This window comes from Serratia sp. B501, assembly GCF_051172315.1.
Classification (GTDB): Bacteria; Pseudomonadota; Gammaproteobacteria; order Enterobacterales; family Enterobacteriaceae; genus Serratia; species Serratia ureilytica.
This window is the reverse complement of the sequence record NZ_JBPIZB010000003.1, coordinates 529,289-551,145: the sequence shown is the minus strand read 5'-3', so window position 1 is coordinate 551,145 and position 21,857 is coordinate 529,289. Positions and strand designations below refer to the sequence as shown.

The window sequence follows — 21,857 nt, the reverse complement described above, 5'->3', positions numbered from 1 at the left end:
AAAAAAGCGATGATAATCACCTGGCTTTCGCAACAACTGTTGAAAAAAAGGTGATGTATGCAACTGCAAAACAAGTCTCTCATTGAACGTATCGTCCACGCCGTCGGTTTCGAGGCCATCGCCGTGATGGTTTGCGCCCCGCTGGGCGCGTGGCTGCTGAACCGCTCAATGGTGCAGGTCGGTGCGTTGGCGGTGATGCTGTCCACCGTCGCGATGCTGTGGAACATGGTTTACAACACGGTGTTCGACCGCCTGTGGCCGGTCAGCCGGGTGGTGCGTAACCTGAAGGTGCGTGCGCTGCACGCCGTCGGCTTTGAAGCCGGTTTTATTCTGATCGGCGTGCCGATCGCCGCCTGGATGCTGAGCATTTCCTGGGCGCAGGCGTTTATGCTGGAAATCGGTTTCTTCCTGTTCTTCCTGCCGTACACCATGGCCTACAACTGGCTGTACGACACGCTGCGCCAGCGCTGGTTCGAAGCGCGCCAGCCGATCAATTCCGGCGCCAAATAAGGCGTCGTCAGCCCGGCGATTCTCAGGTAAGGTCAGAGGATCGTCGGAAAATGCTGAGGAATGAAGGATGAAAGTGTTGGGTCTGCTGGGCGGCATGAGTTGGGAATCCACCATTCCGTATTACCGCACCATCAACGAGCAGGTAAAGGCGCGCCTCGGCGGGCTGCATTCGGCCAAAATCGTGCTCTACAGCGTCGATTTTCAGGAGGTTGAACGCTTGCAGCACCAGGACGATTGGGATGGCGCCGGCCGGCTGCTGGCCGCCGCCGCCGTGGCGTTGCGCGCCGCCGGCGCCGAAGCTATCGTGATCTGCACCAACACCATGCACAAGGTGGCGGAGGCGGTCGAGCAGGCCAGCGGCCTGCCGCTGATTCACATCGCCGACGCCACGGCGCTGCAGGTGCGGGAGAAAAACATTCGCCGCGTCGGGCTGCTGGGCACGCGTTTTACCATGGAGCAGACCTTCTACCGCGGCCGCCTGCAGGAATTGCACGGCATCGATGTGGTGACGCCGATCAGCGCCGATCGTGACATCGTGCACCGCATCATCTATGACGAACTCTGCCTCGGCAAAATTCGCGACGCCTCGCGCGACGAGTATCGCCGGATCATCAGCGATCTGGAGCAGCAGGGCGCGCAGGGGATTATTTTCGGCTGCACCGAGATAGGGTTGCTGGTGAGCGAGCGGGATGCCTCGGTGCCGGTGTTCGACACCACCGCGATCCACGCTCGCGCCGCCGCGGCGTTCGCGCTGGCCTAATCGTCGTGCGGTGGTTGCCGGCGGTTCACCAGCATCAAGGGTTTGCCCGCCAGCGCCAGCCAGGCGGGCAGCATCACGATGCACAAGATCGGCAACAGGTGCAGATCCGGCACCACCGCCACCGCCATAAACAGGCTGAGCCAGCCGTCGCGCGTGACCACCAGCACCAGCCCCATGATGGCGCAGGAGACGGTGATCGCCGCCGGCACCGCCGGAACGTGCTGGTGCAGCATCAGCCCCAGCGCCCCCCCGACGAACACCGCCGGGAAGATGCGCCCGCCGCGAAAGCCGCAGGCGGCGGCGATCACCAGCGCCGCCAGCTTGGTCAGGGTAACGGCCAACAGCGCCGGCACCGAATAGTTGCCGTCTGCCGCGAGGCGCTTCATTTCATCCAGCCCTTTGAACAGGGTAATCTCTCCGCCCACCAGCGCCAGCAGGCCCAGCACAAAGCCCCCCAGTCCTAGCATCAACACCGGATTCTTCATCGAATGGAACAGGCGGTGAACGTGCGGGAAGCACCACAGCGCCACCATGCCGAGCGCGATGGCGATCAGCGCCACGATGGCGCCGCTGAAGATGTCCGGCAGCCGGGTTACGTCATAGGCGTCGAGCTGCAGGGCGAAATTGGGCACGAAGAACAGCTGGGTGGTGACCGCGCCGGCTGCGGCGGCCACCAGCGGGGCGAACAGCCGATCCCACAGCGGCGTTTCGTTATTGCCCGCCAGGGTTTGCGAGAAGATCAGCGCGGCGGCGACCGGCGTGCCGAACATCGCGCCGATGGTGCCCGCGGCCGCCAGGATGATCCAGTCCATGCGCGGCACTTTAGGCAGCAGGCGCGCCCCCGCCGCCGCCACCAGCGCGATATTGATGGCGGTGATCGGGTTCTCCGGCCCCAGGCTGACGCCGCCGGCCAGGCCGACGATCAGCGCCAATCCCAGCCCCGGCAGGGCGGAGAGCGGCAGCGGCATGCCGATCAGCGATTCCGTCGCCGGATCCGGCCCGGCATGGCCCGGCATGTAGCGCACGATCAGGCCGACCGCCACGCCGGTCAGCGTCAGCATGCCGAGCGGCCACCAGGGTGCCTGGGCGTCCAGGCTCAGCGCGTCGGGCAGCGTCACCCACAGCCATTGCTGCAGCGTAGCGGCGACTTTCATCATCAACAGCAGCACCAGACTGGAGGCGGAACCGATAATCAGCGCAGGCAAAGCAAAGGCCAACATGGCATTGGCGCGCGGATGCAGCATGGATAATCCCTTGTCGATGCCTCCATGCAGGGCAGGGAGAGCAGGTGGTTGGACAGTGACCACAGCTTGCCAGACTATCGGCGAGCAGGCACGCATTGATATTGCCCGGCGTCGATGACGGTTAACAGTCGCGGCGGCGCGTTTTTTGCCGCAATTTGTTTCAAATCGCGGCTTGGCAGGTCAGCTGAAACGTTTTTTGTGATCCGGATCGCTATTGGGGCGCAGATCCGAGGCGGGTGATTGTTGTTTTCGCAGCAGGATTTTACAGTGTGGGCAGCTTTTTATTTTTCATTTTGCGGAGACGAAATCAATGACCTATGCCCTCGTAGGTGATGTTGGCGGCACCAATGCCCGCCTGGCGTTGTGCACTGTTGCGACGGGTGAGATTACCCAGGCGAAAACCTATTCCGGCCTGGAGTTCGACAGCCTGGAGGCGGTGATCCGCCACTATCTAAAAGCGTGCGATATCGAGGTGCAGGACGCCTGTATCGCGATCGCCTGCCCGGTGACGGAAGACTGGGTCGCGATGACCAACCACAGCTGGGCGTTCTCTATCAAAGAAATGAAGGCAAACCTGGGGTTGAGTCATCTGGAAGTGATCAACGATTTCACCGCCGTCTCGATGGCGATCCCGATGCTCTCGCCGGACGACGTGCTGCAGTTTGGCGGCGGCGATGTGCAGCCGGGCAAACCGATCGCGGTGTACGGCGCCGGCACCGGGCTGGGTGTTGCCCACCTGGTGCAGGTCGATCGCCGCTGGGTCAGCCTGCCGGGCGAGGGCGGCCATGTCGATTTCGCACCGAACAGCGAAGAAGAAGACATTATTCTGGAGGTGCTGCGCGGTGAAGTGGGGCACGTTTCCGCCGAGCGCGTGCTGTCCGGGCCGGGCCTGGTCAACCTGTATCGCGCCATCGTCAAGGCGGACAACCGCCTGCCGGAGAAACTGGAGCCGAAGGACATTACCGAGCGGGCGCTGGCCGACAGCTGCATCGACTGCCGCCGTGCGCTGTCGCTGTTTTGCGTGATTATGGGGCGCTTCGGCGGCAACCTGGCGCTGAATCTGGGCACCTTTGGCGGCGTGTACATCGCCGGCGGCATCGTGCCGCGCTTTATGGAATTCTTCAAGGCCTCGGGCTTCCGCGCCGCCTTCGAAGATAAAGGGCGTTTTCGTGACTATGTGCGAGACATTCCGGTGTTCATGATAACCCATGGCCAACCGGGTCTGCTGGGAGCCGGCGCGCATCTGCGCCAGACGCTGGGCATGCAGCTGTAAGCAACGCGGCGGCACGATAAAAAAAGGGGCGCAACCCGCAGGTTGCGCCCCTTGTCGTTTTCGCGGGGTATCAGGCTTTGGCCAACTCTGCCGCCTGTGCCGTTTCTTCGCTTTCCACTTCCACGGCTTTCGGCGCTTTGATGAACAGCGTAATCAGCAAGGAGGCGGCGGACAGGACGCCAATCACCATGAAGGTGGCGTGGAAGCCGCCGAAGTATTTGGCGACGAACGAACCGGCCAGCGCGCCCAGGCCGAAGCCCTGGTAGATGATGCCGTAGTTCTTGCTGTGGTTTTTCAGGCCGAAGAAGTCGCCGACAATCGCCGGGAACACGGTGATGTTGCCGCCGAAGCAGAAGGCCACCGCGCCGACGCAGATGAAGAACAGCGTGTGGTTCAGGGTCATGAAGCTCAGGGCGACAATCGCCAGCACGGTAACCAGCATGGTGAAGCTGATGACGCGCATACGGCCCACTTTATCGGACAGCGTCCCCAGGATGATGCGGCCGGCGGTGTTGAAGATGGCGACGGCGGACACGGTGTTGGCGGCGGTGGCCAAGTCCATCCCGGCCAGTTGAACGCCCATGTCTTTCACGATGCCAATCAGATACAGACCGCTCATGCAGGCGGCAAAGAAGATGGTGAACAGCAGGTAGGCTTCTTTGGTGGCCAGCATCTGGCGCACGCTGAAGTCGTTGCCCAGACCGTTGGCGCCTGGCTGTGCGGCGTTGGTCGCCAGCACCGGCTCTTTCAGCAGCAGGGAGCCGACGACGATCAGGCCCATCACGATGGCACCCCAGTAGAAGAAGGCACCGGAAACGCCGACGTCGGCGATCAGGGCGGCGTTGACGTATTTGAACAGCAGGCTGCCGCTGCCGAAGGCGCCGACGGAGATGCCGGAAATCAGGCCTTTGTTGGCCGGGAACCATTTGATCAGGTTGGACAGGGTGGAGATGTAGGCGATACCGACCGCAAAGCCCACCACCACGCCGGCCAGCAGGTAGATCATGTCGAGAGAGCTGACGTGGGCGCTGGCGATAAGGCCCAGGCCGACCAGGATGCCGGAGCACAGCGTCAGGTTGCGGATGCCGAAGCGTTCTTGCAGCTTACCGGCGAACAGCGTGGCGAAGGCCAGGAAGAAGCTGGTGATGGAGAAGGTGGTGGCGACGTCCGCCAGCCCCCAGTGGAACTTGTCGACCAGCGGCTGGTTGAACAGGCTCCAGGTGTAGATGGTGCCCAGACCCATCTGACAGATGATGGTGCCGAGAACGATTAAGCTGCGATTTGCCGGTTTGGTGTTCATGGCCGGTCTCCTTCCTGTGTGTGCGTTGCCGGGCGTGAGCCGTTGGCTGAAATTTGCGGGGTGAATCAGCGTTCCCGCGGTATGGGCTTATTATATGGCCGGCCCCTGCGGCGGGCGGCGGATCGGGAATGAGTTGCACGACGGAAGGAATGAAATGCATTTTATGCGGCGTGAGTTGCCGTTTTTGCGCCTGAAAGCCCGTGAAATGCCGGGGGTGGCACGTGATCTACATCAAAGATATCAACGATTTATTGTTAATCGCCGGTGAACGATTGTGGTGGAATTGTGAAGGATGCGTCTGAAAGGCGTAAATCGGCATTGCGCCTATAGAGCGGCGGTGAGCGCGGGGCTATGTTATCTGCGATCGGACAAGGTCCGCTCTGCAGGAGCCATGAAATGAAAAAAACGCTGTTGTTACTGGCTGCGCTGCTGGCGCTGCCGCTGGCGAGCCAGGCCGACGTCTCCATCGGCGTGAACGTGCCTGGCCTGTCGTTGCATATCGGCGATCGCGACAATCGCGGCCATTACTGGGACGGCTATCGCTGGCGCGATCCGCGCTGGTGGGCCGATCACCGCCGGTATGAACGCCCGCGCGGGTACTATTACGGCCCGCCGCCCCGGGTGATTTACTACGGGCCGCCGCGGCGCGACTGGCGCGACCGGCCGCATTACCGCATGCCGCCACCGCCGCCGCCGGGGTATTACTACCGTCCGGGCCCGCGCTGGTAAGCGCTTACAGGCGCATCAGCTTGCGGAACTCTTTCACCTTGCTGCGGCTGACCGGCACTTCAAACTCGAGATCGCTCAGCCGCAGAATGTAGGTATTGTTGAACCAGGGCACGATCTCGCGGATCTTCGCCAGGTTAACGCAGTAAGAGCGGTGGCAGCGGAAGAAATGCTCTTCCGGCAGCCTGCCGTAAAACTCGGTGATGTTCATCGGCATCACGAACTCTTCCCGGCGGGTATAGACCCGCGTCACCTTTTCATCGGCGGCGGCGTAATAGATGTCGTTGATGTCGGTAACGATGATCCGCTCGTCTTTGATCAGGTTGATGCTGTGGCTGCCGCGGCTCGGCGCGCTGGCCGGCTCCGTCGCGCCGGCGGGGCGATGATGCAGCGCCTCCAGCTTTTGCAGCATGGTGACGATGCGCGCCTCGTGATAGGGCTTGAGGATATAGTCGAACGCTTCGATCTCGAACGCTTCCACCGCATGCTCTTTATAGGCGGTGATGAACACGATAGACGGGCGATGCGCGAATTTGCTGATGTTTTGCGCCAGCAACACGCCGTCCAGCGACGGGATGTTGATGTCGAGGAAAATGGCGTCGACCTGGTGGGTCTGCAGGTATTTGAGGACGTCGAGGCCATCTTCGAAGGTGGCGACGATATCGATATTGCTGTGTTTCTTGATCAGGTAGCTGAGTTCTTCCTGCGCGAGGAATTCGTCTTCCACGATAATGGCTTTCATGAGGCCTCCGCGACCGGCGGCGCGCTCGGCTCCTGATGCAGCTTGCCGCCGTTTTTGCTGATGTAGAACGCGATTTCGGTGCCCGGCTCCAGGCGGCGGATATGCAGCCCTTCACCGTACAGCAGCGACACGCGGTGGTGTACGTTGAGCAGGCCGATATTGTGGCCCGGCATCTCGTTGCGCGCCACCCGATCGATGGTTTCCTGATTGATGCCGTGGCCGGTATCCTTCACCGATATTTTCACCCGGTCGCCCTGATCTTTCACTGCGATCACCACTACCCCTTTGCCCTTGCAGGGCTGGATGCCGTGCACGATGGCGTTCTCCACCAGCGGCTGGATCAGCAGACTCGGAATGCGCACCGAGACGTCGTCGTCGATGTCGTAAATCACCGTCAGCTTGGCGCCGAAACGCGCCTGTTCGATGGCGATATAATCCTGGATCTGATGCAGCTCCTTGCGGATATCGATCAGTTCGTCGTTCAGCTCCAGGTTGTAGCGCAGGTAGCGCGACAGGTTGATGATCAGCTGGCGCGCGGTGTCCGGATTCAGGCGGATGGAGGAAGAGATGGCGTTCAGCGCGTTGAACAGGAAGTGCGGGTTAATCTTGCTCTGCAGCGCGCGCATTTCGGCTTTATCCGCCATCTGACGCAGGTGCTCGATGCGCGAAACCTCCATCTGGGTGGAGATGATCTGCGACAGCCCGACCGCCATCACCTTCAGCGTGTTGGTGATCTGGTGAGCGTGGCAGTAGTAAATTTTCAGCGCGCCGGTCACTTCGCCTTTTTCCCACAGCGGCACCACCAGCTGCGAATGGATCTGCGGCGCGGCCGGGTTTTCCAGGTTGTTTTTGATGATGATTTTGCCGTGGCGAATGCTTTCGCGAGTGACGCGGCTCAGCCCTTCGCGGCCGATCGGGTAGGCTTCGCGCCCTACGCCGACGTAAGCCAGCACCTGATGGGTATCGGTGATCGCCACCGCGTCGGCGCGGATATCCTGGCGGATGATATCGCAGATGGTGGCCAGCGATTCGCTGTTGATGTTGCGGAAATAGGGCAGCGTCTTGTGGGCGATATCCAGCGCCAGCTTGGCCTGGCGCGCGGCGATCACTTCTTTCTCATCCTCGACGCTCTGCACCAGCAGCACGATCAGGCCGATGCACACCGTGCCGAGGATCATCGGCAGGGCGATCTGCGACACGATGTCCAACCCGAGCTCGGTCGGCTTGGCCCACAGTACGATCAGCAGCATGGTGAGGGATTCGCACAGCATGCCGCCGACGATGCCGGCGCGCCAGCGCTGCTCTTTTTTGACCTTGAGGTTGATGTAACCGGCGCTGATGCCGGCGATGATGCTGGTGATAAGGCAGGGCACCGAGGTGATGCCGCCGATGTCGATCAGATAGCGGTGCACCCCGGCGATGATGCCGGTGACGATCCCCACCCAGGGGCCGAACAGGATGCCGCCGGCCATGATGGCGATGACGCGCACGTTGACCAGCGAGCCCTCAACGTTGATGCCGGAGTAGGTGCTGAACAGCGCGAACAGCGAGAAGATTGCCGTGACGATGCCGAGCTCAAGCGGCGTATGGTCTTCTTTTTGCAGCAGTTGGCGGAACAGCCGGGTGCGGGTCAGGAAAAACAGACAGATCAACATCAGCGCGGCGCGATCAAACACCGCCAACAGCATTTCAAAAAAAGGGTGCACGACGGGTTCTCGCTGCGGCCTACGGATGACGGCAGTATACCACAGCGAGAGAGGCCCGTGGCTGGGGGCGGCGGTCAGCGCATGCCGAGCTGCGCTTTGCCCAGCGGCGTCAGCAGCTCGACGGTGGCGCGGCCCTCGAAATCGACCTCGAAATCGTCGGGGGCGAAGTCCGGCGGCGTTCTGCCGTCGATAAAGCTCGGCAGTTGGCGCTGCAGATAAGCGTCGTTTTTCTCGCAGCCCGGCGCGGCGGCGATGTACATCACGTTGCTGTCGAACTCGCCGTTATGTTCGTTCTCCACCGCGTGGATCACATCGCAGTGCCAAAAGACCGTGTCGCCCGGCTCCAGATCGGGAATAGGGGAAATCCCGCTTAATAAAAGGGGATGCCATTTTTCCGAGATCGACAGCGCGCGACCCGGCGCCGCATCGCACAGATCGTCATCGGCGACGTCGTCCTGCAGCGCGCGCAGCAGCACATAGGCCATGGCGTTGGCGATCGGCACCAGGTTCAGCGTGCCGGCGTTGGTGCGCTGCGGCGTCAGCGCCGTCCAGCCCTGGAAGGTGCGGAACATCGAGCAGACCGCCGGAGAGGCTATCTCGCGCACTTCGGTGCGGCCGTCGGCGGCGAAGGGATCGTACTGCTGCCAGTCGCCGGAGAAGACGTGGCGATACACATAGCGGAAGTTCTCGTCCAGCCAGCGCTCGATGGTGCCGCTGTCGACGTGCGGCGACAGGCCCAGCGACGAGGAGTTCGGCGGGCGGCGGCGGGTGCGATCGGCGTAGGTGGCGACGCGAGTCGGATCGAAATGCTGCTTGCCGTTGCTTTCGGTGGCCCACAGGCTGTTGAGGAACACCTGCACCGCATGCATGCGTGCGTCCTGCCGCGCTTCAACCTGCGGTTTTGACCAATAGATGCCGTAAATCTGTGGCTTGCTGGCGGCCAGCTTGCCGAAATAGTTGTCTTCGGCGGCGTTCTTCAATCGCTCGACGAAGTTGTTGCGATCGAGGTAATCGCCGATTTCGCGGTTCCAGCCCTCGGCTTTGGCGCGCGGAAACACCCCGCGAATAGCGCAGGCACCGCGTTGTTTGATCAGCGCTTTTTGTTGTTCAGTGACGCGCTGCTGCAGGATATCTTCCGCGTCAATTTGCGGCACCGGGTTGTGGCCGGCGGCCAGTTCACGGCGAATCTGTTCGACCTGGCCGCGGATGTTCTCTTCCAGCGCCTGGAATACGTCGCGATAGTTGGGCAATGCCTGGCGCAGCTGACGCTTGACGTTAACGATCGCCTGCGGAATATCGTCGATGACTAAAGAGGCCATGGTGTTCTCCTGATGCCGCGTGGGTAACGGCGGCGGGCAGTTGTAGGGAATCGGGCAAGACGTTATGGTTTTGTGGTTTTAACGTAAATGATTATCGGCAACCAATCGGGGAAAATAAAGAGATATCTTTCATTCGTAAGTTCCTCTTTTTCGTTTTTCGGAGATTTTATGAAGCTGGTCACTGAACGTCTGCAGTTACAGTCGATAACCGCCGAGGATTGGCCGCTGTTTCTGCGCCTGTACCAAGATCCCGAGGTGATCCGTTACATCTCCGATCCGCGCAGCGAAGCGGAGATCCGCGCACGGTTCGAGGAGCGCCTGCCGGTCTGGGACAAACACGGCGACCAGTGGCTGTGCCTGGTGATGCGTGAGAAGCACAGCGGAGAGGCGGTGGGCATTACCGGCTTTCGCCCGCACTGGGCGCCGTATCGGCAGGCGGAAGTGGGATATGGGAGTTTGCCTTCCGGGCAGGGCAAGGGCTATGGCAAGGAGTCGCTGCGGGCGGTGCTGGATTTTGCGGTGAACGCCTGCGGTTTTCACAAGCTGACCGCCACCGTGACCGCCGGTAACGTCGCCTCGCGCGGCCTGCTGGAGTCGTGCGGTTTCCAGCTGGAGGGCACGCTGCGCGACAACTACCGTCTGGCGGATCAGTGGTGCGACGACTGGCTGTTCGGGCTGCTGGCGGCGGAGTTTCAGAGCGCTAAATAAAAATATCGCGCCGGGTATCGACAAGCTCGTCGGCGCTGCGCTATGTTCGATATTCGGTCAGTTCGCTGGCCAGCGTCGCTCGGACGGTCCGGGCGCTAACGTCTATCGAGGAATCCCCTATGGCTGATAACAGTCCACAGCGCCGTTTCACGCGCATTGAACGCCTTCCCCCTTACGTATTCAACATCACCGCTGAACTGAAGATGGCCGCACGCCGTCGCGGCGAGGATATTATCGACTTCAGCATGGGTAACCCCGACGGCCCGACGCCGCCGCACATCGTGGAAAAACTGTGCGCCGTCGCCCAGCGCGACGACACCCACGGTTATTCCACCTCGCGCGGCATTCCGCGCCTGCGCCGCGCCATTTCGCGCTGGTATGCCGATCGTTATCAGGTGGATATCGATCCGGAAAGCGAAGCCATCGTCACTATCGGTTCGAAAGAGGGTCTGGCGCACCTGATGCTGGCGACCCTCGATCACGGCGATACCGTGCTGGTGCCGAACCCCAGTTACCCGATCCACATTTACGGCGCGGTGATCGCCGGCGCTCAGGTGCGCTCGGTGCCGCTGGTGGACGGCGTGGATTTCTTCGGCGAGCTGGAGCGCGCCATTCGCGAAACCATTCCGCGCCCGAAAATGATGATCCTCGGCTTCCCGTCCAACCCGACCGCGCAGTGCGTGGAGCTGGATTTCTTCGAGCGGGTGGTGGCGCTGGCCAAGCAGTACAACGTGCTGGTGATCCACGATCTGGCCTATGCCGATATCGTCTATGACGGCTGGAAAGCGCCGTCGATCATGCAGGTGCCGGGGGCGAAAGACATTGCGGTGGAGTTCTTCACCCTGTCGAAAAGCTACAACATGGCCGGCTGGCGCATCGGTTTCATGGTCGGTAATCCCGAACTGGTCAGCGCGTTGGCGCGCATCAAGAGCTATCACGACTACGGGACCTTTACGCCGCTGCAGGTGGCGGCCATCGCCGCGCTGGAAGGCGATCAGCAGTGCGTGCGCGATATCGCCGAGCAGTATCGGCAGCGCCGCAATGTGTTGGTGAAAGGGCTGCATGAGGCCGGCTGGATGGTAGAAAACCCGAAGGCGTCGATGTACGTCTGGGCGAAAATTCCCGAACCTTATGCCCATCTCGGTTCGCTGGAGTTCGCCAAACGCCTGCTGGCGGAAGCCAAGGTTTGCGTTTCGCCGGGCATCGGCTTCGGCGACTATGGCGATACCCATGTGCGCTTCGCGCTGATCGAAAATCAGGACCGTATTCGCCAGGCGGTACGCGGCATCAAGGCCATGTTCCGCGCGGACGGGTTGCTGATGCCGGGCAAAGGCGGCGGCGCCAAATAATCCTGTCAGGCCGGACGTTTGTCCGGCCTTATTTTTTCCCGTCCCAAGGTTTTCTTCATTATTTCCCCATTATGCTCGACTACGCTGAATTTTATTTTTTGGATAGAGTGTATGAGCAACCGCTACGCGCGATCGCAAATCGTTTTACATTGGTTGACGCTGCTGATGGTGATCCTCACCTACGCGGCGATGTTGCTGAAGGATTCGGTGCCGGAGGCGTGGGCGCCGCTGGTCAAAAATCTGCACTTTAATTTTGGGGCTTCGGTTTTTGCCCTGATGCTGATTCGGCTGGCGGTGCGCACCCTCCACGCGACGCCGCCGACCACGCCGCCGCTGGAGGAATGGCAGGAAGTGGGCGCCAAGATCTTCCATTGGCTGCTGTACGTGGTATTCCTGATGTTGCCGCTGCTGGGCGTGTTAACCCTGGCCTACGGCGGGAAATCGTGGACTTTACTGGGGTGGCCGGTACCGCAATGGGTGACGCCGGATCCGGTGATGCGCAAGCTGGTTAAAACGGTTCATGAGACGCTGGCGAATATCGGCTACTTTATCATTGGCGCGCATGCGCTGGCGGCGCTGTATCACCACTACCTGCGCAAGGACGACACCCTGCGCCGCATGATGCCGGGCAAATAACGGCGAACGACGGAAACGACAAAGGGACGCTCGCGCGTCCCTTTGGCTGTGTTCCCGGTCAGGCAACCATCAACATGAAGGTGCCAACCCAGGCAACCAGCATGAATGACACGCCCATCAAAAAATATTTCACTGAACAACTCCTGTCTGGAGTCCTCGCCAGCAATGATCCCGATTGTTGTGCTGAGTGTTTTATGGGCAACCTGTTTGTCGGGCGGGTTCTTCCAAACGAAAGAACAACGTCCTCGCGCGCGGGTTGTCCGGTTGTCGCGCCTCATGCTCCGTGAGGTAAAATCCGAACCGCGACAGGATCGGCGCTAATGTACTCTCAATACTGGTCTGATTTCAATACTGTGTTTTTGATCACAATTTTAGGCTATTTTTTGAACAGGGCGCGCTGTTTTATAACGCTTTTTATCGGCGGGCGACAGGAACTAGCCCGCCGTGGCGGGCTGTAAAATAAGGGATGAAACAATGCAGCGGCAGGCGCTCAGGCGACGGCGTTGATGCCGGTCGCCAGAATGACCCAAAAAACGAGACAAGACAGCAGAATAACGGCCCAAATATGACGGCGACTCCACTCCATTTTTAGCCTTCGTTGTTGCGACAGAGGATTAGGTAACGATCACATCGGCGCGAATGGAGGAAAATTTAGCCCCTGCGGATAATATTTTGCTTACCTGTTGCTAACTTATTGGCAAACTTCACTTATTGTCACGCGCACGTCGTAGCCCAACAGATACAGCGCCTGCTCCAACGCTTCCACCTTCGAGGCGTAACCGATATCCAGCAACCGCTCCATTTGCCCGCCGTTGAAACCCAGCTTGCGCGCCAGCGCCGCTTTACCGGTGTTTTTGCGCAGCATGGCGTTGTGCAGTTCGATTTTCAGCGCCACCAGCGCCGGCAGGTGTACCCTCAACTCATCGGCTTGCAGAGGGGAAGGGGCGGGCAGGGGCAAACCTTCATCCATCGTGGCGGCGATGGCGGCCAACAGGCTTTCCTGCGCCTCCAGTTCGATGTCTTCGCGTTTATAGCAGGCGGTTTGCCACTCGGGGAAGTCGCGAAAACCGATCTGCCAGGCGTCGCTGTCGCGATCGAAGGCGTAATGGGCGAAGTAATGGCTGAACATGGCGATCCCTGATTAAAACCTGAATGAGGCGCTATTGTGACGGCACGGCCGGCGGATAGCCATAGCCTTGAGCGGAATGGCGCTCAATCAGTCTGTTCACGCGGCTTGCGTCGCAGCCCGTCGGGCGGCAACAGCAGGGCGCAGACCATGACTGCCAGACTGAACAGCGGCAGCCAGCGCGCTACCGGGCCGGGGGAGTAGTTGTTGAGCACCGAGCAAACATAGCACGCTACGGCCAACGCCCAACCGGGCAGGCCGATATCGTTGAGTCGGAACGCGGTTTTGGCCATGAACCACGTGACCAGGCCGAAACAGAACAACGCCCACACCATAATGCACAGCAGATACAGCAGCACCGAGACGAATTCGGCGCCGTCGCCGTGCGCGTGGGCGCGAAAATGGTTTTTATCCAGATAGGTCGACAGAAACGACAGCAGCACGATACCGATGGCGAAGATCGCCAGCGAGAAAATAAACGGTTTGCGCGAGATGCGCCCACGGTACAGGTCTTTGGCGAGTTGTCCGAGAGATTCCATCACAGTCCATTGTCGTGATCATTGCGGCGATAGCCGGGTGGCAAGCAGTGAGCATTTTATCGGGGCAAACGTGGGCGTCAAGGTGATAACTTTTCTCATTTAGTTGCGGTTGAGATTCAGCGCGGCCGCACCGGGCGTTCTTTGCCCGTGCAAAACGTCACAATTTGGCACGTTTGGCTACCTGACGCGGTCATTGGCGGCATAATCCTGTTTGTTCGCGTTGAACAATGCATTAACATAACTCCCACTTATCTCTTGCATGGCTATATGGATATCCGATGCGTCACCTGGTTGCGCTTTTACCGCTGATTACCTTGCTTGCTGCCTGTAGCAGCACGCCGAAACCCAGTACCACCGCTACGCCGCAGAGCACCCCGGTAAAGGGCGGCTTTTTGCTGAGCCCGGCGCACAGCGGCGCGCCGCTGGGTGGGGATTTCGCCAATAACCCGAATACCGCGCGCTTTATCGAGAAGATGGTGCAGGAACACGGTTTTGACCGGCAGCAGCTGCACGACGTGCTGGCGCAGGCTCGGCGATTGGATTCGGTGCTGCGGCTGATGGACAGGCAGGCGCCGACGCCGTCTACCCAGGGGCCAACCGGGCCGAATGGCTCCTGGCTGCGCTACCGCAACAAGTTCATCACCCCGGATAACGTGCAAAACGGCGTGGTGTTCTGGAATCAATATCAGGATGCGCTGCAGCGCGCCTGGCAGGTGTACGGCGTGCCGCCGGAGATTATCGTGGGGATTATCGGCGTGGAAACCCGTTGGGGCCGCGTAATGGGTAAAACCCGCATTATCGATGCGCTGGCGACGCTGGCCTTCGACTACCCGCGCCGCGCCGATTACTTCGCCGGTGAGCTGGAAACCTTCTTGCTGATGTCGCGCACCGAAGGCGACGATCCGCTCGAGTTGCGCGGCTCCTTCGCCGGTGCGATGGGCTACGGGCAGTTCATGCCTTCTTCCTTCAAAAGCTATGCGGTCGATTTCAACGGCGATGGGCATATCAACCTGTGGGATCCGGTCGATGCCATCGGCAGCGTGGCCAATTACTTCAAAGCGCACGGCTGGTCCAAAGGCGAGCCGGTCGCCATTCAGGCCAACGGCCAGGCGCCGGGGTTGGAAAACGGCTTCAAGACGCGCTACTCGGTCGCCGCGCTGGCCGAAGCCGGCCTGAGCCCGCAGGGTTCGCTTGGTGATAACCAAGAGGCCAGCCTGCTGCGGCTGGATGTCGGCACCGGCTACCAGTATTGGTACGGTCTGCCGAACTTCTACGTCATCACCCGCTATAACCACAGCACCCATTACGCCATGGCGGTATGGCAACTGGGCGAAGCGGTCGGGCGCTCGGCGCGCGGCGGCTTCTGACGCTGCGTCAATAAACGAAAAAGGCCGCTTGCGCGGCCTTTTTTGCATTCTGAGCAATCAGAAATCGTAGCGCAGACGCACCACGGTCATATCGCCGAGGTTGTCGGTGCTCGATGTCAGCACGTGCTCCACGTCAACGCGGAAACCGTAGTCAAACTGTACGGTCACCCCGAGGCCGTTATCGATGCGCTGGTAGTTGCGGCCGGTGATGTATTCCAGGCGGTCGCCCATGAAGTACGGCATCACCGATTTCACCGCGTACTGACCTACCGGCACGGTATAACCGGCCAGGTATTCGATACCCCACGCATCGCCGGCGAAGTAATTATTGACGTCGGCTTTCTTGGTGGTCAGGAAGTCGTTGTAGTAACCGCCGCCGAAGGTCAGGGTCCAGTTGTCCGGTTTCCAGCTGATGGCGGTGCCGAAAATGTTCTGATCGTAGCTTTTGCTGCCGCTGGTGGACGGGTTGCGCATTTCGGCGCGGGTGTAGTTCCAGGCGGTGCCCCAGGTCAGATCCGGCGTAATGTGGTAATCCACACCCAGAGAGCCGCCGCCTTTGCGCTTGTAGCGCAGGCCGTTGCCCGGCAGATAGTCGCTGTCGCTGAACAGGTACGAGGCGTAAACGTCCGCATCGCCGAAGCGGTTCTTGTACTTCAGCATTTTGCGTGAACGGTAAGAGCCGTCGTAGTCGCCGTTAATGCCGTTGCCCGGCGCCTGGGCCAGCATGTCGTAGTCCCAAATATCAGTCTTGGCGCCCACCACGTCATAATAAACGCTGTTCTGCTGACCGAAGGTCATCTGGCCCCAGGTGTTGCTTTTCAGGCCGGTGTACAGCATGCGGCGGCTGGTGTTTCTCGCGCCGTCGGCATAGTGATGATCCCAGTCAAACAGCGCCGGAATGTTCACGCCCAGCTCGTAGTAGCTGATCCAGCTGATATCGTCGAACAGATAGTAGTCCGCCGCGAAACGGAAGCGGGTGCCGCCGTCGAAGCCGTTACGCTTGTACGAGCCCTTGTCACCGTCGCCCGTCATGTTGTTGAACTGCGGACGAATACTGCCGCCAACGGTGAAGTTCAGGCGGCTGAGCGGATCGCCGGCCTGTGGATCTTGCTTCAGCAGGGTGATTTCCGCCTGAGCGGCGAACGACGCGCTGCCGATCGCCAGACCCAGCGCCACCGCTTGAGTCATTACGCGCAATTTCATTGCCATGTGTTATCCCTGTTTTAGGTATGACCGCCCTCATCAGCGCCGCCATGCCGATGTTTTGCGCAGAAAGCTGCGTTTTTGCGCATTTTGACGGTTTTTTTTGGTGTTTTAGCGGCGGGCGGCATTTGTAGCATAAACGGTGAAATAAATAATTACTTTTCTTGCTAATTATTGGCCGGTTTTTGACCATTTCGTGCGGTGAAAGTGGCCGCTCTGCCTCTCTCTCCACTCGGATGAATTCATTTAACGCCAAGGTTTATATTTTTCATTTGTCAGTCACCAACCCCAGCCTGTAATTTCAGCCATGCAAGAGATAATTAATTCCAGCCTGTCACCGCCGTATTAACGTGAGGCATTTTTGCGTAATCGGTTGGCAGGAATAAGCGATTGGGAGGTCGCCATGAGAAACCTGTTAATGTTGTTGGTGGGGCTGTTTTCATTACCGGCGATGGCGGCGGAGTCGCACGTCTGCCATTCTCAAGCTTATGATTATGCAGAGGTTAGTAAGCTAAGGTTGTCTGACGACACTCTGTTTTTCTGCCGCGGCGTGGGGCGCCTGACGATCCCGGAATTGGCGCGAAAAGGCTGGAAGGTGATTCACCTGGCGCAGCAAACTGAATATACCGACTCCGTCGACAGCGATGGCGAAGTTATTAAGCTTTATCAGGAAATCGTGGTGTATAAAGAATAACGCGGCGGCAGCCTGTGATTATTTCAACGGCGGCGGGAACCCTATTATGAATGCAAGAATCGGTATCGACGGCAGGGCTGCCGCCGCCATGGTGATGCTATGCGCCATTTGGGGGATGCAGCAGGTGGCGATCAAGGCCGCTGAACCGGATGTGTCGGCGGTGCTGCAAATTGCCATTCGCTCCGGTCTTGCCGCCCTGGGGGTTTACCTGCTGGCGCGCTGCCGCGGCGAGTGCTTCACCTGGGATCGTGCCACGCTGAGCGCCGGTTTGAGCGTAGGGGCATTGTTCGCGCTGGAGTTCTTTTTTGTCTCCGAAGGGCTGCGCTATACCAGCGCTTCGCATATGGCGGTGTTTTTGTACACCGCGCCGCTGTTTTCCGCTCTCGGCCTGCATTTTCTGATTCGCCAGGAACGCCTGTCGTCGGTGCAGTGGCTTGGCATGCTCATCGCCTTTGGCGGCGTGGTGTTGGCCATATCGGGCATGGCTGAGGGCAGCGGCGACGCAGCTCGGTTGAAGGGCGATCTCTACGGCCTGCTGGCGGGGATCGCCTGGGGCGGTTCTACGCTGGTGATCCGTACCTCGCGTCTGGCGGAGTGTCCGGCTAAACAGACGCTGCTGTTCCAGTTGACGGGCGCCTGCGTGCTGCTGTCGTTGCTGGCGATAGCGTTGGGCAATTTGCACGTCGCTCTGAGCCGGGTGGCCTGGAGCAGCCTGCTGTTCCAAACGGTGATCGTGTCGTTTTTCAGCTACCTGATCTGGTTTTCACTGTTGCGTCGTTATCAGGCGTCCTCGCTGGGCATTCTCACCTTTATGACGCCGGTATTCGGCATCCTGGCCGGCGTCGTCATGCTCGGCGAGCCGCTGCAAATTGAGTTTGTATTGGGTGCCGTGCTGATCGTGCTGGGGTTAATCGTGGTGAGTTGTTCATATCTTATTTATTTTGACCGTAGGGTGGCACCAAAAATATAAATTATGGATGTTGATGTACAGAATTACCAAATAAGCTGCGAAAGCCAATTCATTATTCAGATGCAAATATCCCGCTATGCCTGGGGCGTGCCGTTGATTACGCTCAGCGATAACGGTGACTTTACCGTGATAAGAAGCCGAGGTTGGTCGAAATTGGCTAACGGAATGCCGCTGGAGGTTTATTACTTTGCCAATAATTCCCTGCTGACCTGGGATAAAAATCGCAAATATATCTCTTATTCAAAGGCCGGCCGGCTCTATGCCTGCGCGTTGCATTTCTCTTATTCTCCCAAAGTATGGCGATAACCCTCTGGCCATCAGACCAGAGGGGATATTTTCATTATCCACTGCTTAAACGCGAGGATCTTCGGCCACTGCCGCTCGGAGATGGTCGAGGTAAAATAGCAGTGCTCGCAGGGCACGGTCATATCGGCGAACGGAATGATCAGCTCGCCGCTTTTGATCCAGTCCTGCACCAGATTAAGCCGCCCCATGGCGACGCCAAGGTGCCGCGTAGCGGCCAGCACCGCGAGATCGGAACGGTCGAACTCCATACTTTTACTGTCGGTATCCAGCCCCAGCGCAAAGTGTTGTGACCAGGTTTGCCACTCATCTTCGCCGGAGTTGTAGCGATCGTGCAGCAGCGTACAGCGAGCCAGGTTTTCCGGCGCATCATACAGATTGTGTGCGGCGGCGTACTGCGGCGTACAGATCGGCACCATCGATTCCTGCATAAAGGCTTCTTCCAGATGCCGCCCCGAGCGCAGTTTGCCGAAGTACATCGCCAGATCCACGCCGCGGTTGGCCAGGTTGATGATTTCCTGCCCGGTCAGAATGTTGAGATGAATGGTGGGGTGCTGGGCGATAAAGTCGCCGATGCGCGGCAGCAGCAGACATTGCACCAGGGACGGGTGCGAGTAGAGGGTCAAGGTCCCCGTCAACTCGCGATTTTTGATGTCCAGGATTTCCTGATTCAAGGTGTTGAAGGAGCTGTCCAGCGCCCATTGCATGCGCTCGCCCTCCGGCGTCAGCGTAATTCTGCGATGAAAGCGTTGGAATAGCAGAAACCCCAATTCCTTTTCGAGCAAATTAATGCGGTGGCTCACGGCGCTGGGGGTGATCGACAATTCTTGTGCCGCCAGCGCAAAAGATAAATGACGGGCGACGCATTCGAAAGTATGCAGCCTGGAAAATTGATAGCTGGTCAGCGGGGTCGCCCGCTGCGAATGTTTTTTACTGGGGAACATGCTATTTCTCCGTGCGCATAATCCGGCAATATTAACATTTAATGGTGCGGAGGATAAACCCAGCCTGATTGATATATTCGGTTTTTATGCCGAGGAATTTCGTTATCTTGAGGGGAAATTAACTTACTGGCATAACACGCGGAAATAACAGACACAGGGGGCGTTGACTGAGAGGGCGATGATAATCAGCAATAGGACGAATATAATAAAAGAGGTGCCGTTAAGCCGCGAGTAAAGGCGGTGTGCGACAGCCTGAACGATAAAGGCTCATGTTCCATGCGGGATATAACGGTTTCGCCATAATAATCCGTCGCATGGCGACGCAGAGCACGCGTTAAGCCCGGATGCCAACGAGAGGGAGGCAGCAATCCCCCGCCTGGCCAGAGAACCGTGCCCGGTGGCTGCCCACCGGACACGGCATTCAGGGAAAAGCGGTTTGCTCGTCGGCGCCCATCAACGGCGACGCAGCAGCAGGCCGGCCAACAGACCTGCGCCGGCAACGAGTGCCAACGCGGCGAGGGGATTTTTCTTCATCATGCTGCCGGCGCAGCTCAGGGCGTCGCCGTATTTTTCTTGCAGCGCGCCCACTGCCTGGCGCGTGACGCCTTCGGCCTGCCAACGTTCGTTGCCGCTGACGTCGCCCGCGATTTCCTGCGCTTTGCCCGCCACTTTTTCCATCATGCCATTGGCTTTTTCGCTGTTCATTATGATGCGCTCCTTAGGTTCGATCCGTTTGGCGTTCGCTCAGGGCGAAAGCCTGCATTTGCACCGCCATGTTATGCACTTCACTCGGTGCTCATAAGGGGCGTTTGCATCGGTATGGCTAGTGCATTTGCAGGCTACTTGCCATTCATCGAGGCCGGTCCGCCGGTAAACAGCCCGCGTTCTCTGGCCCATACGATGGCTTCGCTGCGGCTGTGCACGCCGAGTTTGGAATAGACCGTCGCGACATGATTGCGAATGGTGTTGAGCGCCAGATTGAGGCGCGCCGCGATTTTCTTGTCCGGCAGTCCCTCGCAGATCAAACCCAGCACATCGCGCTCGCGCGGGGTGAGATCGTTGGCGGCAAACCCGGTCTGGTTGGACCGATTGATGCTTTTCACATTAGCCAGTTTTTCGATCAGGGTTTGGCTAAACCACGAGGCGTCCTGCATCACTTCCTCGATGGCGTTCACCAGCTCCAGCTCCGAGCGCTTGCGTTCGGTAATGTCCATGAGCACCAACAGATAGCAGGGCACATTATGGATGCTGACGGCATCCGCTGAGGCCACGCAGTCGATTAACTCGCTCCCTTTCTTGCGCACCCGGATGTCCATCCCTTCGACATTGCCGGTTTTTTCCAGGGCGGCAAACAAACGGCTGCCCGCTTCGGGATCGTCAAAAACCGGGATCTCGTCGACCGATTTGCCGATCAAGGCTTCGGCGTCGTATTCGATGGCGCGGGTGAAGGCTTCGTTAACATCCAGCACGCGCCGCCCGTCTGCGGTGCACACCAGCGTTGGCACCGGGCTCAGGCGGAAAGATTTGGCGAACCGCTCTTCACTTTCTCGCAGCGCCGATTCAGCCTGGCGCCGGGGTTCGAGATCGGTAAACGTGAACAGCATGCAGTCGTCTTCATTGATGTCCAACGGTTGACCGGCAACCACCACCAGCTTGCTGCCTCCGTCGGGCAGTTTCAGCTCGGCCTCCATCTGCGGAATGGTGGCGCCTTCCCCCAGGCGCTGCACGGCCAGCTCTTTATGCTCGGCCTGTTGCAGGACGTCCAGTTCATAAACCGAACGCCCCAAGACCTGCTCACGTTGGTAACCGGTCATATCAAGGAACCCTTGATTGACCTTGACATAGCGCAGATCGCTGAGCCGACAGATGACCGCCGGCGCCGGATTGGCGTTAAAGGTTTTTTCAAAGCGCTGTTCGGCGCTGGCCCACTCCGTCGCGTCGCTCATGATCAGCGCCAGCAGCTCCGGCTGCCCCTGCGGATCGGTGACGATCAGGCTCCGCAGGCGGTGCACCCAGAAATTGTCCGGATCGTCGACCTGGCGAACTTCCACCACCACATCGGTGAAGGTCTCGCCATCGGCAACCCGGTTCAAAGGGTACTGCTCCAAAGCCAGCGGATGGTTGTTGCGATAGCGCAGGGCAAAACGCGCCGCGTACTCGCCGGCATTGGCCCCCAGGGCTTGCTGGTGGCTCACGCCATGCATGGCTAACGCGGCCTCGTTGGCCCATAGCAGGGTTTGATCGGTATCCGTCAGGATCACGCCGTCGGACAAGCCGGAGATGATTTGCTGCAGGTGGCCGCGGTTGGTTTCGCTGGCCAAGACGGATTGGCTCATGTGTTCTCCGCTAGACAGAAGGGGAGCGGCCTCTCTAGGGGCCGCGGGTTGCGCTACTCGCTGAGCAGCTTAGTGCATAACGTGCGTATTCGCAGGGTGTGA

At 59.4% G+C, this 21,857-nt stretch carries 23 protein-coding genes; 11 read left to right on the top strand and 12 right to left on the bottom strand.

Translation table 11 applies throughout. From position 1 onward, the window contains the following. The first annotated feature begins 57 nt into the window (after positions 1-57). A complete protein-coding gene (locus tag ACSBQV_RS13195; protein ID WP_016926809.1) occupies positions 58-510 on the top strand; it encodes a multidrug/biocide efflux PACE transporter in 453 nt (150 codons plus the stop codon). Between the two features lie 67 nt (positions 511-577). After that, positions 578-1,270 (top strand): aspartate/glutamate racemase family protein, encoded by a 693-nt coding sequence (locus tag ACSBQV_RS13190; RefSeq protein WP_099782528.1) that lies wholly within the window; start codon positions 578-580, stop codon positions 1,268-1,270. On the opposite strand, the gene ACSBQV_RS13185 is transcribed toward ACSBQV_RS13190, so the two are convergent. Next, positions 1,267-2,514 carry an ion channel protein gene (locus ACSBQV_RS13185; protein ID WP_099782530.1) on the bottom strand — a complete coding sequence of 416 codons (1,248 nt, stop codon included), beginning with the start codon at positions 2,512-2,514 and terminating at the stop codon, positions 1,267-1,269. The two genes, ACSBQV_RS13190 and ACSBQV_RS13185, sit on opposite strands and share 4 nt — an antisense overlap. Positions 2,515-2,824: 310 nt before the next feature. On the opposite strand from ACSBQV_RS13185, the gene glk reads away from it, so the two are divergent. Next, positions 2,825-3,787, top strand: coding sequence for a glucokinase (gene glk / locus ACSBQV_RS13180; protein WP_099782532.1), 963 nt, complete (start codon positions 2,825-2,827; stop codon positions 3,785-3,787). A gap of 70 nt (positions 3,788-3,857) precedes the next feature. Here glk and ACSBQV_RS13175 read toward each other — a convergent pair whose 3' ends face one another. Next, positions 3,858-5,087, bottom strand: a complete 1,230-nt coding sequence (locus tag ACSBQV_RS13175) for an L-lactate MFS transporter (protein ID WP_033643939.1) — start codon at positions 5,085-5,087, stop codon at positions 3,858-3,860. A 396-nt stretch (positions 5,088-5,483) separates the two neighbouring features. Here ACSBQV_RS13175 and ACSBQV_RS13170 point away from each other — a divergent pair, with 396 nt between their 5' ends. Beyond that, complete coding sequence (locus ACSBQV_RS13170; protein ID WP_033643938.1) at positions 5,484-5,816, top strand: DUF2502 domain-containing protein; 333 nt, start codon at positions 5,484-5,486, stop codon at positions 5,814-5,816. A gap of 4 nt (positions 5,817-5,820) precedes the next feature. On the opposite strand, the gene ACSBQV_RS13165 is transcribed toward ACSBQV_RS13170, so the two are convergent. The 3 genes from ACSBQV_RS13165 to ACSBQV_RS13155 form a co-directional block, all read right to left on the bottom strand. Next, complete coding sequence (locus ACSBQV_RS13165) at positions 5,821-6,555, bottom strand: LytR/AlgR family response regulator transcription factor (protein WP_025303751.1); 735 nt, start codon at positions 6,553-6,555, stop codon at positions 5,821-5,823. Further along, positions 6,552-8,243, bottom strand: a complete 1,692-nt coding sequence (locus ACSBQV_RS13160; protein ID WP_099782534.1) for a sensor histidine kinase — start codon at positions 8,241-8,243, stop codon at positions 6,552-6,554. Before ACSBQV_RS13160 ends, ACSBQV_RS13165 begins: the two co-directional genes overlap by 4 nt. Before the next feature lie 92 nt (positions 8,244-8,335). After that, the gene (locus ACSBQV_RS13155) at positions 8,336-9,580 is read right to left on the bottom strand and encodes a DUF1479 domain-containing protein (protein WP_042785138.1); all 1,245 of its coding nucleotides are present in this window, start codon (positions 9,578-9,580) and stop codon (positions 8,336-8,338) included. Positions 9,581-9,748: 168 nt separating this feature from the next. Here ACSBQV_RS13155 and ACSBQV_RS13150 point away from each other — a divergent pair, with 168 nt between their 5' ends. The 3 genes from ACSBQV_RS13150 to ACSBQV_RS13140 all read left to right on the top strand — a co-directional run bounded on the left by ACSBQV_RS13150 (position 9,749) and on the right by ACSBQV_RS13140 (position 12,273). Then, positions 9,749-10,288, top strand: coding sequence for a GNAT family N-acetyltransferase (locus tag ACSBQV_RS13150; RefSeq protein ID WP_033643935.1), 540 nt, complete (start codon positions 9,749-9,751; stop codon positions 10,286-10,288). Between the two features lie 119 nt (positions 10,289-10,407). Further along, positions 10,408-11,637, top strand: a complete 1,230-nt coding sequence (gene alaC / locus ACSBQV_RS13145) for an alanine transaminase (RefSeq protein WP_033643934.1) — start codon at positions 10,408-10,410, stop codon at positions 11,635-11,637. A 111-nt stretch (positions 11,638-11,748) separates the two neighbouring features. Next, positions 11,749-12,273, top strand: a complete 525-nt coding sequence (locus tag ACSBQV_RS13140; protein WP_033643933.1) for a cytochrome b — start codon at positions 11,749-11,751, stop codon at positions 12,271-12,273. A 58-nt stretch (positions 12,274-12,331) separates the two neighbouring features. On the opposite strand, the gene ypdK is transcribed toward ACSBQV_RS13140, so the two are convergent. The 3 genes from ypdK to ACSBQV_RS13125 form a co-directional block, all read right to left on the bottom strand. Beyond that, positions 12,332-12,406, bottom strand: coding sequence for a membrane protein YpdK (ypdK, locus tag ACSBQV_RS13135; RefSeq protein ID WP_099782600.1), 75 nt, complete (start codon positions 12,404-12,406; stop codon positions 12,332-12,334). 558 nt (positions 12,407-12,964) lie between these two features. After that, positions 12,965-13,402, bottom strand: coding sequence for an antitoxin HicB (locus ACSBQV_RS13130; RefSeq protein WP_033651988.1), 438 nt, complete (start codon positions 13,400-13,402; stop codon positions 12,965-12,967). An 83-nt stretch (positions 13,403-13,485) separates the two neighbouring features. Next, a complete protein-coding gene (locus ACSBQV_RS13125) occupies positions 13,486-13,938 on the bottom strand; it encodes a DUF805 domain-containing protein (protein WP_033643931.1) in 453 nt (150 codons plus the stop codon). Between the two features lie 278 nt (positions 13,939-14,216). On the opposite strand from ACSBQV_RS13125, the gene mltB reads away from it, so the two are divergent. Further along, the gene (mltB, locus tag ACSBQV_RS13120) at positions 14,217-15,305 is read left to right on the top strand and encodes a lytic murein transglycosylase B (RefSeq protein ID WP_046687577.1); all 1,089 of its coding nucleotides are present in this window, start codon (positions 14,217-14,219) and stop codon (positions 15,303-15,305) included. Between the two features lie 57 nt (positions 15,306-15,362). On the opposite strand, the gene ACSBQV_RS13115 is transcribed toward mltB, so the two are convergent. Continuing rightward, entirely contained in the window at positions 15,363-16,514 is a 1,152-nt protein-coding gene (locus ACSBQV_RS13115) for a porin (RefSeq protein WP_033632458.1), read from the bottom strand. 397 nt (positions 16,515-16,911) lie between these two features. Here ACSBQV_RS13115 and ACSBQV_RS13110 point away from each other — a divergent pair, with 397 nt between their 5' ends. The 3 genes from ACSBQV_RS13110 to ACSBQV_RS13100 are packed head-to-tail and all read left to right on the top strand — an operon-like array spanning position 16,912 to position 18,478. Continuing rightward, positions 16,912-17,202 (top strand): hypothetical protein, encoded by a 291-nt coding sequence (locus tag ACSBQV_RS13110; RefSeq protein ID WP_033643929.1) that lies wholly within the window; start codon positions 16,912-16,914, stop codon positions 17,200-17,202. Positions 17,203-17,248: 46 nt separating this feature from the next. Then, on the top strand, positions 17,249-18,172 hold the full coding sequence (locus tag ACSBQV_RS13105) for a DMT family transporter (RefSeq protein ID WP_099782538.1): 924 nt from the start codon (positions 17,249-17,251) through the stop codon (positions 18,170-18,172). Positions 18,173-18,175: 3 nt separating this feature from the next. Next, complete coding sequence (locus ACSBQV_RS13100) at positions 18,176-18,478, top strand: hypothetical protein (RefSeq protein WP_042785132.1); 303 nt, start codon at positions 18,176-18,178, stop codon at positions 18,476-18,478. 11 nt (positions 18,479-18,489) lie between these two features. Here ACSBQV_RS13100 and dsdC read toward each other — a convergent pair whose 3' ends face one another. The 3 genes from dsdC to ACSBQV_RS13085 form a co-directional block, all read right to left on the bottom strand. After that, positions 18,490-19,419: a DNA-binding transcriptional regulator DsdC gene (gene dsdC / locus ACSBQV_RS13095; RefSeq protein ID WP_033643926.1), complete on the bottom strand. Its 930-nt coding sequence runs from the start codon at positions 19,417-19,419 to the stop codon at positions 18,490-18,492. A gap of 453 nt (positions 19,420-19,872) precedes the next feature. Continuing rightward, positions 19,873-20,124 carry a CsbD family protein gene (locus ACSBQV_RS13090; RefSeq protein WP_033643925.1) on the bottom strand — a complete coding sequence of 84 codons (252 nt, stop codon included), beginning with the start codon at positions 20,122-20,124 and terminating at the stop codon, positions 19,873-19,875. A 134-nt stretch (positions 20,125-20,258) separates the two neighbouring features. Continuing rightward, positions 20,259-21,755 (bottom strand): PAS domain S-box protein, encoded by a 1,497-nt coding sequence (locus tag ACSBQV_RS13085; protein ID WP_099782540.1) that lies wholly within the window; start codon positions 21,753-21,755, stop codon positions 20,259-20,261. Between the last annotated feature and the right edge of the window lie 102 nt (positions 21,756-21,857).